Below are 13,346 nucleotides of genomic sequence, written 5' to 3'. Positions count from 1 at the left end.
CAATGACAAAGTATAATATTCCATTTTCACCACCTGATATTACCGAAGCTGAAATTGCTGAAGTAGCAGATACCCTTCGTTCTGGTTGGATTACAACAGGACCTAAGACAAAAGAATTGGAGCGTCGTCTTTCCGTCTATACTCAGACACCTAAGACAGTCTGCCTCAACTCTGCAACAGCAGCTCTTGAATTGATTTTGCGCGTGCTTGAAGTGGGTCCTGGCGATGAAGTTATCGTTCCGGCTATGACTTATACAGCATCATGTAGCGTTATCACTCACGTAGGTGCTACACCAGTTATGGTTGATATCCAAGGTGATACCTTTGAAATGGACTATGACAAGCTTGAGCAAGCGATTACTGAGAAGACAAAGGTTATCATCCCAGTTGAACTTGCAGGGATTATCTGTGACTATGACCGTTTGTTCCAAGTTCTTGAGAAGAAACGTGACCTCTTTACAGCTACTAGTAAGTGGCAAAAAGTCTTTAACCGTATCGTTGTTGTCTCAGATAGCGCCCATGCTTTGGGTTCAACCTACAAGGGGCAACCAGCTGGTTCCATTGCAGACTTTACGTCCTTCTCTTTCCACGCAGTTAAGAACTTCACAACTGCTGAAGGAGGAAGTGCTACTTGGAAAGCTAATCCAGCTATTGATGATGAAGAAATGTACAAGGAATTCCAAATCCTATCTCTTCATGGTCAAACAAAAGATGCGCTAGCTAAGATGCAACTAGGTTCATGGGAATACGATATCGTAACTCCTGCCTACAAGTGCAACATGACGGATATCATGGCTTCAATTGGTTTGGTACAATTGGATCGTTATCCTGGCTTGCTACAACGTCGTAAGGACATCGTAGATCGCTATGACCGTGGATTTGCAGGAACTCGTATTCACCCATTGGCGCATGAGACAGATACTGTTGAATCTTGCCGTCACCTTTACGTTACCCATGTAGAAGGTGCTAGTCTCGAACAACGCAATCAAATCATCCAAGAATTGGCTAAAGCTGGAATCGCAAGTAACGTTCACTACAAACCGCTTCCACTTTTGACAGCCTATAAAAATCTTGGCTTTGATATGGCAGATTATCCACGAGCTTATGCCTTCTTTGAAAATGAGATTACACTACCGCTTCACACCAAATTAACGGATGAAGAAGTAGATTATATCATTGAGACTTTTGTCAGAGTTTCTGAAGAAGTTCTAGTCGCTTCACAAAAATAATTAAAAAAATTAGTAAAAAATTAGTGAAAACGGTTGACAAAGAAAAAACAATAACATATAATTAACTCAACAAATCAGAAAAGTAGATATTTTTAATCTTTAGGGAGCCTGTGGTTACTGTGAACAGGTGGTTGAAACTAGTGAAATTGGGCTGATTTTAAAAGTGAATTTGAAACAATGAAAATTCGGTAGGCACACCTTATAGTGCAACTTGTTGTTAGACAAGGCAGAGATGTAAAGGGGATATCCTCTTTACAATTGAGGTGGTACCGCGTTACAAACGCCCTCACATGGAAGAAAAATCCGTGTGTGGGCTTTTTTTATCCGTCATTTTGTTTATCTTTTATTAGGGTGTTAAGTCGCTTTGATGAACTTGAGTTCTATCTACAGCTCCTTGCCTACTACTAAAAGCAAACAAAAAGCCGGATTCATACAGAAGGAGGAAAATTTTATGACAACTAAAGGATATTTTGGACAATTTGGTGGTAGTTTTGTACCAGAACCAATTCAGGCTTTATTAGATGAGTTGGAAGTGACTTTTGATAAATACAAGGATGATCCAGAATTTTTGGCAGAATATCGTCATTACTTGAAGGATTATTCAGGTCGTGAAACACCGCTTTATTTTGCGGAAAGTTTGACAGAGCACCTAGGTGGAGCTAAGATTTATCTCAAGCGTGAAGACCTTAACCACCTTGGATCTCACAAACTTAATAATGTTTTGGGTCAAATCCTTCTAGCAAAACGCATGGGTAAAAAGCGTGTCATTGCTGAGACAGGAGCTGGCCAGCACGGTGTTGCGACTGCGGCTGCTGCAGCTAAGTTTGGTATGGCATGTGATGTCTATATGGGGGCAGAAGATGTGGAGCGTCAACGTCTCAATGTCTTCCGTATGGAGATGATGGGAGCAACTGTTCACGCAGTTGAAACTGGTACTCGTACCCTCAAAGATGCGGTTGACGCAGCCTTTGGAGCATGGATGAATGACCTTGAAGCCTTCTACGTTTTAGGTTCGGCTGTAGGTCCTCACCCTTACCCAACTATTGTTCATGAGTTCCAAAAAGTGATTAGTGAAGAATCTCGTCGTCAAATCTTGGAAAAAGAAGGACGTCTGCCAGACTACGTTATTGCCTGTGTGGGTGGTGGTTCTAATGCCATCGGTGCCTTTTCACAGTATGTAGCTGATGAAGAAGTTAAATTGGTTGGGGTAGAAGCTGCTGGTCACGGTTTAGATACCGATAAACACGCGGCAACAATGACCAAGGGTAGTGTAGGAATTGTCGACGGGATGAAGACCTATGCAGTCTTTAAGGAAGATGGAGAGCTCGCGCCAGTTTACTCTATCTCTGCTGGTTTAGACTATCCAGGGGTTGGACCAGAACACGCCTTCTTTAAAGACTCTGGTCGTGTAGAGTATGTTGCAGCGACTGATGAAGAGGCTGTCCAAGCCTTGCTTCTACTTAGCAAGACTGAAGGAATTATCCCAGCTATTGAAAGCTCCCATGCTATCGCAGAAGCGGTCAAACGAGCACCAAAACTAAGTAAAGATGAGATTATCGTCATCAATGTCTCTGGTCGTGGAGACAAGGACGTAGCTGCTATTGCAGACTACCTTGAAGCTAAAAAATAAAAGATGGAAAAGATACAGAGATTTCTCTCACAGAGAGCTTGTGGTTGCTGAAAACAAGCAGAGAAAGCTGTAAGATTGGGTCCATCTCAAATGAGAGAAGAAAACATGATTCTCAAGGGAGTGCCCTTTATCGCACAACCTGTTACAGGAGCTATCTGAGACAGGAATGAGAGATAGGAGAAATCCTATAATTGAGGTGGCACCGCGAATTTCGTCCTCACGCAAGTTATTTTGCGTGGGGATTTTTTGTAGAATCAACACGGGATTTAAGAAGAACTGAAAGGGAAATTACAATGGAACGAATCATTCATGGAGATGTTTTATCACCAATCTTGGCTTACATGCGCTTGAACGGACAACACAAGGTTATACTTGAAAGTATCCCGAGAGAAAAGGAAAATGCTCGATTTTCTATCTTGGCCTATAATCCAGTTTTTGAGATTAAGTTCGAAAATGGAGTTCTTTATCAAAATGGGCAAGTCATTGATCGTGATCCCTTGGATTTCCTTTATGAAGTGACTCATAAGAGCCAGCACCATTCAGACCTACCTTTTGGTGGTGGAGCGATTGGCTTTGTTGGTTACGATATGATTTCTCTCTATGAAGAAATTGGCCAGCTCCCTGAGGATACGATTGGTACGCCAGATATGCATTTCTTCGTATATGAGAGTTATATAGTTTTTGACCACAAGAAAGAAAAAATTCATATCATCGAGGATGCTCTTTACAGTGATCGAAGCAATGAAGAACTAGAAGCAGCTTTGGATCAAGTTTTAGAGGAGTTGAAAATCCCTGCTCCAAATGAATTTGAAGATTTGGACCTTTCTCCACTTCAGTTTAGACCACATATTGCATCTCAGAAATTTGAAGAAATGGTAGAAACAGCTCGCGACTTGATTCGCAATGGAGATATGTTCCAATGCGTGCTCAGTCAACGTTTCTCAGCAGAAGTAACTGGAAATCCTTTTGACTTCTACAGAAATCTCCGAGTGACAAATCCATCAAATTACCTCTACTTTTATGACTTCGGAGATTATCAAATCATTGGTGCCAGTCCTGAGAGTTTGGTTTCCGTCAAGAATGGCATCGTGTCAACCAATCCAATTGCAGGGACACGACCTAGAGGTGCCAATGACGAGGAAGATGCAGCACTTGCAAGTGATCTACTTTCTGATGAAAAGGAAACGGCAGAACACCGAATGCTAGTGGATCTAGGACGCAATGATATCGGTCGAATTGCTGAAACAGCAAGTGTCCAAGTAACCAAGTATATGGAAGTGGAACTTTTCCGCTATGTCATGCATTTGACCAGCGTGGTTAAAGGACGTTTGCTTCCAGAACTGACTGCCATGGATGCCTTGAAAGCGACTCTTCCAGCAGGAACAGTATCGGGGGCACCAAAGATTCGGGCTATGAAACGCATCTATGAGTTGGAAACAGAGAAGCGTGGTGTTTATGCAGGAGCTATCGGTTACCTATCAGCAACTGGAGACATGGACTTTGCCATTGCTATTCGAACCATGATTCTTAAAAATAAAACAGCCTACGTACAGGCTGGGGCAGGAATTGTTTATGATTCTATCGCTCAAAACGAATACCAAGAAACCATTAATAAAGCTAAATCTATGACTAGAATGGGAGAACTAAGACCATGATTTTATTGATTGATAATTATGATTCATTTACCTATAACTTGGCTCAATACATTGGGAATTTCGCAGAAGTTCAGGTTTTGAGAAATGATGATCCAAACCTTTATGAAGTAGCTACAAAGGTAGATGGACTGGTTTTTTCTCCTGGCCCAGGTTGGCCAGCTGATGCTGGGAAGATGGAAGAAATGATTCGTGATTTTGCAGGTAAGAAACCTATTCTAGGGATTTGTTTAGGGCACCAAGCCATCGCAGAAGTCTTTGGTGGCAAGTTGGGCTTGGCTCCAAAAGTCATGCATGGCAAGCAGAGTCAGATTCGATTTGAGACTCCATCCGTTCTCTATCAAGGAATCGAGGATAATCGTCCAGTCATGCGTTACCACAGTATTTTAATTGAAGAGATGCCAGAAGAGTTTGAAGTGACAGCTCGTTCGACAGATGACCAAGCCATTATGGGGATTCAACACAAAACCTTGCCGATTTATGGCTTGCAGTATCATCCAGAAAGTATAGGAACGCCAGATGGCCTATCTTCTATTCAGAATTTTATCGAGAAAGTTGTAAAGTGAGGAAGACAAAATGAAAGAAATTATTGAAAAATTAGCGAACTTTGAAGATCTATCAGGTGTTGAAATGACGGATGTGATCGAACGCATCGTGACAGGGCGAGTGACAGAAGCACAAATCGCTTCTCTACTGTTAGCCCTTAAGATGAAGGGAGAAACACCTGAGGAAAGAACAGCCCTCGCCCAAGTTATGAGAGGACATGCTCAACACATTCCAACCAACATTCAAGATGCTATGGATAACTGTGGTACAGGTGGAGATAAGTCATTTAGCTTCAACATTTCTACAACTGCAGCCTTTGTCTTGGCAGGTGGTGGCATCCACATGGCTAAACATGGAAATCGCTCTATTTCTTCTAAATCTGGTTCAGCAGATGTCTTGCAAGCTTTGGGAATCAATATTGACCTCAAGCCAGCACAATTAGGTAAAGTATTTGATCAAACAGGAATTGTCTTTCTCTTTGCCAAAAACATGCACCCAGCTATGAAATATATCATGCCGGCACGCTTGGAATTGGGAATTCCAACCATCATGAATTTGACAGGTCCACTCATTCACCCAATGGTCTTGGAAACACAGCTTCTAGGAATCAGTCGTCTTGAACTTCTGGAAAGTACTGCTCAGGTTTTGAAAAACATGGGTCGCAAACGTGCTATCGTAGTAGCTGGTCCAGAAGGATTAGATGAAGCTGGTTTGAATGGTACTACCAGCATTGCCCTTCTTGAAAATGGAGAAATCACTTTGTCAACCTTTACTCCAGAAGATTTGGGAATGGAACGCATTGCCATTGAGGACATTCGTGGTGGTAATGCTCATGAGAATGCAGCCATTCTTGTTAGCGTTCTTAATAACGAACCAAGTCCATTCTTGGAAACAACAGTCTTAAATGCTGGCCTTGGTTTTTATGCCAATGGTAAAGCAGACAGTATCAAGGACGGAGTTGAATTGGCACGTCAAGTGATTGCCAGTGGTAAGGCTCTTGAAAAACTTAGACTATTACAGGAGTACCAAAAATGAGTCAGGAATTTTTATCACGTATTCTAGAGCAGAAGGCGCGTGAAGTTGAAAAGATGGAACGAGAGGAACTTCAGCCCTTGCGAGAAAGCTATCGTTTGGCTGAATATTTGAAAAACCATCAAGAACGTCTGCAAATTATTGCAGAGGTCAAGAAGGCGAGTCCAAGTATGGGTGATATCAATCTGGATGTGGATATCGTTCAACAGGCCCAGGCTTACGAGGCTAACGGCGCTGTTATGATTTCTGTTCTGACAGACGAAGTTTTCTTCAAAGGTCATTTGGATTATCTTCGTGAGATTTCCAGTCAGGTAGAGATTCCGACGCTGAACAAGGATTTTATCATCGATGAAAAGCAAATCATCCGTGCTCGCAATGCAGGTGCGACAGTTATCTTACTCATCGTAGCGGCTTTATCAGAAGAACGGCTCAAGGAACTGTATGACTATGCGACAGAGCTTGGACTAGAAGTTTTGGTGGAAACTCATAATCTGGCTGAACTAGAAGCTGCTCACCGTCTTGGCGCTCAAATTATTGGTGTCAACAATCGTAATTTAACAACCTTTGAAGTAGACTTACAGACCAGTGTAGACTTGGCCAAACACTTCAAGGACGATTGCTTGTATATTTCTGAATCTGCCATTTTTAAAGAGGAGGATGCAAAACGTGTTGCACCCTACTTTAACGGAATTTTAGTAGGAACAGCCCTCATGCAAGCAGAAGATGTAGCCCAGAGAATCAAGGAGTTGCAGATTGACAAAGGTTAAGATTTGTGGACTATCGACCAAAGAAGCGGTAAAAACAGCTGTGTCGGCTGGAGCAGACTACATTGGTTTTGTCTTTGCTCCTAGCAAAAGACAGGTGACCGTAGAACAAGCCATAGAGCTGGCTGAGATTATTCCTAGCCATATTCAAAAGGTTGGAGTATTTGTTTCACCCAGTCGGACAGAACTGTTAGAAGCGGTAGACAAAGTTGGTTTGGACTTTGTACAAGTTCACGGTCAGGTAGTAGAAAAACTATTTGAAAATTTGCCTTGTGGCAGTATTCAAGCTGTACAAGTTGATGGGAATGGCCATGTGCCCAATTCTCAGGCAGACTATCTCCTCTTTGATGCACCTGTGGCAGGAAGTGGTCAGACCTTTGATTGGGAGCAACTGGATACGACAGAACTATCTCAGCCTTTCTTCATCGCAGGTGGGCTCAATGAGGATAATGTAGAAGAAGCTATTCAACACTTTACTCCCTTTGCAGTAGATGTGTCAAGCGGAGTAGAAACAGACGGACAAAAAGATCATGAAAAGATTAGAAGATTTATAGAGAGGGTAAAGAATGGCATATCAAGAACCAAATAAAGATGGATTTTACGGGAAATTCGGTGGACGTTTTGTCCCAGAAACATTGATGACAGCAGTATTGGAATTAGAAGAGGCTTATCGTGAAAGTCAGGCAGATCCAAGTTTCCAAGAGGAGTTAAACCAACTTTTGCGCCAGTATGTAGGTCGTGAAACTCCTCTTTACTACGCAAAAAACTTGACCCAGCATATTGGCGGAGCCAAGATTTATCTTAAACGTGAAGACCTCAACCATACAGGTGCCCACAAGATTAACAATGCCTTAGGACAAGTTTTACTGGCTAAACGCATGGGCAAGAAGAAAATTATCGCTGAGACAGGTGCTGGTCAACACGGTGTGGCAACTGCAACAGCTGCAGCACTCTTCAACATGGAATGTACTATCTACATGGGTGAGGAAGATGTCAAACGCCAAGCCCTCAATGTTTTCCGCATGGAGCTTTTAGGAGCTAAGGTAGAGGCAGTGACAGATGGTTCGCGCGTGCTCAAGGATGCAGTCAATGCAGCCCTTCGTTCTTGGGTAGCCAACATCGATGATACCCACTATATCCTTGGTTCTGCCTTGGGGCCTCATCCTTTTCCAGAAATTGTGCGTGATTTTCAAAGTGTTATCGGTCGAGAAGCTAAACAACAGTACCGTGACTTGACAGGGCAAGATTTGCCAGATGCCCTAGTAGCCTGTGTTGGTGGAGGTTCGAATGCTATCGGTCTCTTCCATCCATTTGTGGAAGATGAATCTGTAGCTATGTATGGAGCTGAAGCGGCAGGACTTGGTGTGGATACAGAGCATCACGCAGCTACCTTGACCAAGGGTCGCCCAGGAGTTCTTCACGGTTCTCTCATGGATGTTCTCCAAGATGCCCATGGACAAATCTTAGAAGCCTTCTCTATCTCAGCAGGTTTGGACTACCCAGGTATCGGTCCAGAACATTCTCATTACCACGATGTCAAGCGTGCGACCTATGTTCCTGTGACAGATGAGGAAGCCTTGGAAGGCTTCCAACTCTTGTCTCGTGTGGAAGGGATTATCCCAGCTTTGGAATCTAGTCACGCTATCGCCTTTGCGGTGAAATTAGCCAAAGAACTTGGTCCAGACAAGTCTATGATTGTCTGTCTATCAGGTCGCGGAGACAAGGATGTAGTTCAAGTTAAAGACCGCTTGGAAGCAGACGCAGCAAAGAAGGGAGAAGCTCATGCCTAAGACACTAACAGAAAAATTGAATGCAATTAAAGCAGCAGGAAAGGGAATTTTCGTTCCCTATATCATGGCTGGAGACCATGAAAAAGGTTTGGCTGGTCTCGGTGAAACAATTCACTTTTTAGAAGACTTGGGTGTTTCTGCCATTGAAGTGGGAGTTCCCTTTTCAGACCCTGTTGCAGATGGTCCTGTTATCGAAGAAGCAGGCTTGCGCAGTCTAGCTCGCGGAACCTCTACCCAGGCTTTGGTTGAAACTTTGAAAACCATTGAAACAGAAATTCCGCTTGTCATCATGACCTACTTTAACCCCCTCTTTCAGTATGGTGTTGAGAAATTGGTTAAAGATTTAGCAGATACAGCTGTTAAAGGTTTGATTATCCCAGACCTTCCTCATGAGCACGCTAACTTTGTAGAGCCCTTTTTGGCGGATACAGACCTTGCCTTGATTCCACTTGTCAGCTTGACGACAGGAATTGAGCGTCAAAAGGAACTCATTGAAGGGTCAGAAGGATTTGTCTATGCCGTTGCTATCAATGGGGTAACAGGGAAATCAGGAAATTACCGATCTGATTTGGACAAGCACTTGTCTCAACTTCATCAAGTGGCTGACATTCCAGTTTTGACAGGATTTGGTGTATCCACCGAGGATGATGTAGAACGATTTAATGCAGTATCAGACGGCGTCATCGTCGGTTCCAAGATTGTTAAGGCTCTGCATGAAGGACAAGTAGCAGAAATCGCTGACTTTATCCGAGAAGCAGTAGCTTCCCAAAAATAATCACACAAGTAGCAAGCAAGAGGAAGGGCACAAAAGGAAGTCTTTCCTTTTTCTTTAGTAGGAGAAAGGCTAGAATGCCAGTAGTGGAAGCAAATTGAATTAAAATTAGAAGTTCTGTAAGTGTAAATACGAGTGCACAAGAGGCCAGAAAAAGAAAATCACCTGCCCCAATGCGAATATCAATAACATGGGAAATGATTCCAAGAACTAGGAAGAAAGCCATGATTAGATTCCAACCACAGCATACCATGAGGACTAGGTGGAAAGTCAGCCAGACTAGCAAGGGATATTCTTGATGACGAAGGTCATAAATTCCTAAAGTTAAGCCAGCAGTGATTAGGATGACTTGATTCAAGGTTAGAAATTCCCAAGAAAAAGCTAAAAAGAACAGTCCCGAGCCTAACTCAAAGAAAGCATACCAGAAAGGATATCGTACCTTGCAATAGCGACAGCGAAAGCGATTGAATATCTGGGACACAATCGGAATCAAATCTAGTGGTCTCAAGCGAGTCTGACAAGAATCACAGTGACTAGCAGGAAAGACGATGGATTGTTCAGGGAAGCGATCAATGACCAAGCCTAGAAAGGAAGCAAGAATCGTTCCAACAAGAAAAAAGTAAAGATGAATCATACTTATTTATTCGTAAAAAATAAGAGAAAGAGTATAATAGTTGGATGTAGGAGAAGTTTTAGGAGCAAATATGAAAATTCACTTTGAAAAAGGACTTCAGTTAGAAAATGCCCAATTCATTTGTCAGTGGTCTAATACTTTGGGAGAAAGTTTTCAGAAGCAATGGATGGGACCAAAGATTTCTTATCCCTTGATTGTCCAATCCTTGCAAAAGATGGAAGGGATTTTTTCCATTTTTGCTGGAGAAGAGTTTGTAGGCATCATCCAGAAAATCAAACTAGAAGATAAAAATCTTCATATTGGAAGATTTCTCATAGCTCCACAGAAGCAGGGAAAAGGATTAGGTCGAAAAGCTTTCCAAGACTTCGTTCAAGAAATGTTTGAAAATGAAGAAATAGAAAGTATTTCCCTAACGGTTTTTGAGTCAAATCAAAGAGCCAAAAATCTCTACCACAAAGAGGGATTTGAAATTGTTCAAACCATTGAAATTCCAGAACGAAAATACATAATGAGAAAATCTAGGTAAGAACTAGATGACACCCAAAACTGTCCCCTTACAATTTTTAATTCTCAAACTTGTTGCAGAGAAATTTTCTTGATAAAATAGATACATGACTAGATATAAAGCTGTAATTTCCTATGATGGCTACGCTTTTGCTGGTTTTCAGCGACAACCTCACGCGCGTAGTGTCCAAGAGGAAATTGAAAAAACTTTAACCAAATTAAATAAAGGACAAGCCATTGCCATTCATGGCGCTGGGCGAACGGATAGTGGTGTTCATGCATTAGGTCAGGTCATCCACTTTGATCTTCCCTATCAGATGGATGAGGAAAAACTTCGTTTTGCTCTCGATACCCAAAGTCCTGAAGATATCGATGTGATTTCGATTGAGATTGTGGCCGATGATTTTCATTGCCGTTATGCTAAGCATAGCAAGACCTACGAGTTTATCGTGGATAGAGGACGTCCTAAAAATCCCATGCGTCGCCATTATGCGACTCATTATCCCTATCCACTCGATGTGGAGCGGATGCAAGAAGCTGTAAAAAAACTAGAGGGGACACATGACTTTACTGGTTTTACAGCATCAGGAACTAGCGTGGAGGACAAGGTAAGAACGATCACGGAAGCTAGCCTTAGGGTGGATGAAACCGGTCAGTTTTTGACCTTTACCTTCTCAGGCAATGGCTTCTTGTATAAGCAAATCCGTAATATGGTTGGAACCCTGCTGAAAATTGGCAACAATCGTATGCCTATTGAGCAGATTGACCTGATTTTGGAGAAAAAAGACAGACAGTTGGCAGGTCCAACTGCAGCACCCAATGGTTTATATTTGAAGGAGATTCGTTATGAAGAATAATCGTATTTTAGCACTTTCAGGAAATGATATTTTTAGTGGTGGGGGACTAGCCGCTGACCTTGCGACCTATACTTTGAATGGTTTGCATGGTTTTGTGGCCATGACCTGCTTGACCGCTTTGACAGAGAATGGATTTGAGGTCTTTCCGACAGATGAGACTATTTTCCAACAACAGCTAGATAGTCTCAAGAGCGTAGACTTTGGAGGGATTAAGATAGGTCTATTACCAACGGTCGGTGTTGCTGAGAAAGCCTTGAATTTTATCAAGGAACGTGAAGGAGTTCCAGTAGTCTTGGACCCTGTATTGGTTTGTAAGGAAACGCACGACGTTGCAGTCAGTGAGCTCTGTCAAGAGTTGATTCGCTTTTTCCCTTATGTATCTGTGATTACTCCGAATCTTCCTGAGGCAGAATTGCTTGCAGACCAAAAGATTGAAACTTTAGAAGATATGAAGGCTGTAGCCAAAAAACTACATGATTTGGGTGCACCAGCAGTGATTATCAAGGGTGGAAATCGCCTCAGTCAGGATAAGGCTGTGGATGTCTTTTATGATGGAGAGAATTTCACGATCCTTGAAAATCCAGTCATCCAAGGACAAAATGCTGGTGCAGGATGTACCTTTGCATCAAGTATTGCCAGCCAGTTAGTCAAGGGAGAGGAGCTCTTACCAGCAATTGAAAGTTCCAAGGCCTTTGTTTACCGAGCTATTGAACAAGCAGATCAATATGGAGTGAGACAATATGAAGCAAACCAAAACAACTAAAATCGCCCTAGTATCCGTCTTAGCAGCCAGTTCGGTTGTATTAGGTTATTTTATTAAAATTCCGACACCAACTGGAATTTTTACACTTTTGGACGTCGGTGTCTTCTTTACAGCCTTTTACTTTGGCAGTCGTGAAGGAGCCATTGTCGGAGGTTTAGCAGGATTCTTAATTGACCTCATTTCAGGTTATCCTCAGTGGATGTTCTTCAGCTTGATTTTCCATGGTTCGCAGGGATATTTGGCAGGTGTTAAAGGGAAATGGCAGTGGTTAGGATTAGTTTTTGCAACTATCATCATGGTGGCAGGTTACGCTTTTGCATCGGCTTGGATGAATGGTTGGGGAGCAGCCATACCAGAAATCATCCCAAATCTCCTGCAAAATATCGTTGGAATGACTTTAGGATTTCTTCTTTGTCATAGTGTAAAGAGATTCAGATAATCGTGAAAAAGGGAATCCTCTGCAGGAACTATTGAAAAAACTCTGATTATTTGCTAAAATGAAAGTTATGAAAACACTCTACGATGTGCAACAATTTCTCAAACAGTTCGGTATCATTGTCTACATGGGGAAACGTCTCTATGATATTGAGCTGATGAAGATTGAACTATCTCGAATCTATGATGCAGGCTTGATGGATAAGCTGGATTATTTAGAAGCAGAGGCAGTTCTTCGCAGAGAGCACAAGATAGAATTAGACTATTTAGAGAAAAATGGAGATTAAGTATTATGGTAACTTGGGTTTTGTGGGGACTTGTCGTAGCAATGTTAGCATGGATGGGATACAACTATCTTCGCATTCGTCGTGCAGCGAAAATTGTAGACAATGCAGAGTTTGAGTCTTTGATTCGTACAGGTCAGTTAATTGACTTACGTGATCCTGCTGACTTTCACAGAAAACATATCCTTGGAGCTCGTAATATCCCTTCAAATCAATTGAAGACAAGTCTTGCAGCGCTTCGTAAGGATAAACCTGTCCTTCTTTATGAGAACCAACGTGCGCAGCGTGTCACAAATGCAGCGCTTTTCTTGAAAAAACAAGGTTTCTCAGAAATCTATATTCTCTCTTATGGATTGGATTCTTGGACTGGGAAGGTGAAATCTAATTAACAATGTGAAAAAAACTTGTCACATATGTTTAATATAGAAATCCGACTTTTTATGGTATAATAGTA

General features: G+C 42.2%; 16 protein-coding genes and 2 other annotated features. Of the genes, 15 read left to right on the top strand and 1 reads right to left on the bottom strand.

From position 1 onward, the window contains the following. The first annotated feature begins 2 nt into the window (after nt 1-2). From NMM19_RS06255 to trpA, 9 genes are all read left to right on the top strand, one after another. Nucleotides 3-1,229: a DegT/DnrJ/EryC1/StrS aminotransferase family protein gene (locus NMM19_RS06255; protein WP_254730632.1), complete on the top strand. Its 1,227-nt coding sequence runs from the start codon at nt 3-5 to the stop codon at nt 1,227-1,229. Between the two features lie 60 nt (nt 1,230-1,289). Then, nucleotides 1,290-1,520: a binding site (T-box leader), on the top strand. Between the two features lie 160 nt (nt 1,521-1,680). Then, entirely contained in the window at nt 1,681-2,859 is a 1,179-nt protein-coding gene (trpB, locus tag NMM19_RS06250) for a tryptophan synthase subunit beta (RefSeq protein ID WP_254730629.1), read from the top strand. Continuing rightward, nucleotides 2,856-3,081, top strand: a binding site (T-box leader). (Overlaps the previous gene by 4 nt.) Nucleotides 3,082-3,152: 71 nt before the next feature. After that, the gene (gene trpE, locus NMM19_RS06245) at nt 3,153-4,514 is read left to right on the top strand and encodes an anthranilate synthase component I (RefSeq protein WP_254730626.1); all 1,362 of its coding nucleotides are present in this window, start codon (nt 3,153-3,155) and stop codon (nt 4,512-4,514) included. Next, on the top strand, nt 4,511-5,077 hold the full coding sequence (locus NMM19_RS06240) for an aminodeoxychorismate/anthranilate synthase component II (RefSeq protein WP_254730623.1): 567 nt from the start codon (nt 4,511-4,513) through the stop codon (nt 5,075-5,077). The genes trpE and NMM19_RS06240 overlap by 4 nt, the downstream gene beginning before the upstream one ends. A 10-nt stretch (nt 5,078-5,087) precedes the next feature. After that, nucleotides 5,088-6,092: an anthranilate phosphoribosyltransferase gene (trpD, locus tag NMM19_RS06235; RefSeq protein ID WP_254730619.1), complete on the top strand. Its 1,005-nt coding sequence runs from the start codon at nt 5,088-5,090 to the stop codon at nt 6,090-6,092. Next, nucleotides 6,089-6,856, top strand: coding sequence for an indole-3-glycerol phosphate synthase TrpC (gene trpC, locus NMM19_RS06230; protein ID WP_254730616.1), 768 nt, complete (start codon nt 6,089-6,091; stop codon nt 6,854-6,856). The genes trpD and trpC overlap by 4 nt, the downstream gene beginning before the upstream one ends. Beyond that, nucleotides 6,843-7,442 (top strand): phosphoribosylanthranilate isomerase, encoded by a 600-nt coding sequence (locus tag NMM19_RS06225; protein WP_254730613.1) that lies wholly within the window; start codon nt 6,843-6,845, stop codon nt 7,440-7,442. The genes trpC and NMM19_RS06225 overlap by 14 nt, the downstream gene beginning before the upstream one ends. Beyond that, nucleotides 7,420-8,643: a tryptophan synthase subunit beta gene (gene trpB, locus NMM19_RS06220; RefSeq protein ID WP_254730612.1), complete on the top strand. Its 1,224-nt coding sequence runs from the start codon at nt 7,420-7,422 to the stop codon at nt 8,641-8,643. Before NMM19_RS06225 ends, trpB (NMM19_RS06220) begins: the two co-directional genes overlap by 23 nt. Next, a complete protein-coding gene (gene trpA, locus NMM19_RS06215) occupies nt 8,636-9,418 on the top strand; it encodes a tryptophan synthase subunit alpha (protein ID WP_178894661.1) in 783 nt (260 codons plus the stop codon). The genes trpB (NMM19_RS06220) and trpA overlap by 8 nt, the downstream gene beginning before the upstream one ends. Here the strand turns inward: trpA and NMM19_RS06210 are convergent. Continuing rightward, a complete protein-coding gene (locus NMM19_RS06210) occupies nt 9,387-10,049 on the bottom strand; it encodes an A24 family peptidase (protein WP_178894662.1) in 663 nt (220 codons plus the stop codon). The two genes, trpA and NMM19_RS06210, sit on opposite strands and share 32 nt — an antisense overlap. Before the next feature lie 70 nt (nt 10,050-10,119). Here NMM19_RS06210 and NMM19_RS06205 point away from each other — a divergent pair, with 70 nt between their 5' ends. The 6 genes from NMM19_RS06205 (at nt 10,120) to NMM19_RS06180 (ending at nt 13,281) form a co-directional block, all read left to right on the top strand. Then, nucleotides 10,120-10,575 carry an N-acetyltransferase gene (locus NMM19_RS06205; RefSeq protein ID WP_178894663.1) on the top strand — a complete coding sequence of 152 codons (456 nt, stop codon included), beginning with the start codon at nt 10,120-10,122 and terminating at the stop codon, nt 10,573-10,575. 85 nt (nt 10,576-10,660) lie between these two features. Continuing rightward, nucleotides 10,661-11,410 carry a tRNA pseudouridine(38-40) synthase TruA gene (gene truA, locus NMM19_RS06200; protein WP_178894664.1) on the top strand — a complete coding sequence of 250 codons (750 nt, stop codon included), beginning with the start codon at nt 10,661-10,663 and terminating at the stop codon, nt 11,408-11,410. Continuing rightward, complete coding sequence (locus NMM19_RS06195) at nt 11,400-12,173, top strand: bifunctional hydroxymethylpyrimidine kinase/phosphomethylpyrimidine kinase (protein WP_178894665.1); 774 nt, start codon at nt 11,400-11,402, stop codon at nt 12,171-12,173. The genes truA and NMM19_RS06195 overlap by 11 nt, the downstream gene beginning before the upstream one ends. Continuing rightward, nucleotides 12,151-12,612, top strand: coding sequence for an ECF transporter S component (locus tag NMM19_RS06190; RefSeq protein ID WP_178894666.1), 462 nt, complete (start codon nt 12,151-12,153; stop codon nt 12,610-12,612). Before NMM19_RS06195 ends, NMM19_RS06190 begins: the two co-directional genes overlap by 23 nt. 58 nt (nt 12,613-12,670) lie before the next feature. Continuing rightward, complete coding sequence (locus NMM19_RS06185) at nt 12,671-12,895, top strand: YqgQ family protein (protein ID WP_178894667.1); 225 nt, start codon at nt 12,671-12,673, stop codon at nt 12,893-12,895. A 5-nt stretch (nt 12,896-12,900) separates the two neighbouring features. Further along, a complete protein-coding gene (locus NMM19_RS06180; RefSeq protein ID WP_006149793.1) occupies nt 12,901-13,281 on the top strand; it encodes a rhodanese-like domain-containing protein in 381 nt (126 codons plus the stop codon). The last annotated feature ends 65 nt before the right edge of the window (nt 13,282-13,346 follow it).

Source organism: Streptococcus sp. CF8_St5-17, from assembly GCF_024295665.1.
GTDB lineage: Bacteria > Bacillota > Bacilli > Lactobacillales > Streptococcaceae > Streptococcus.
This window is presented reverse-complemented; position numbering and strand designations above follow the sequence as displayed.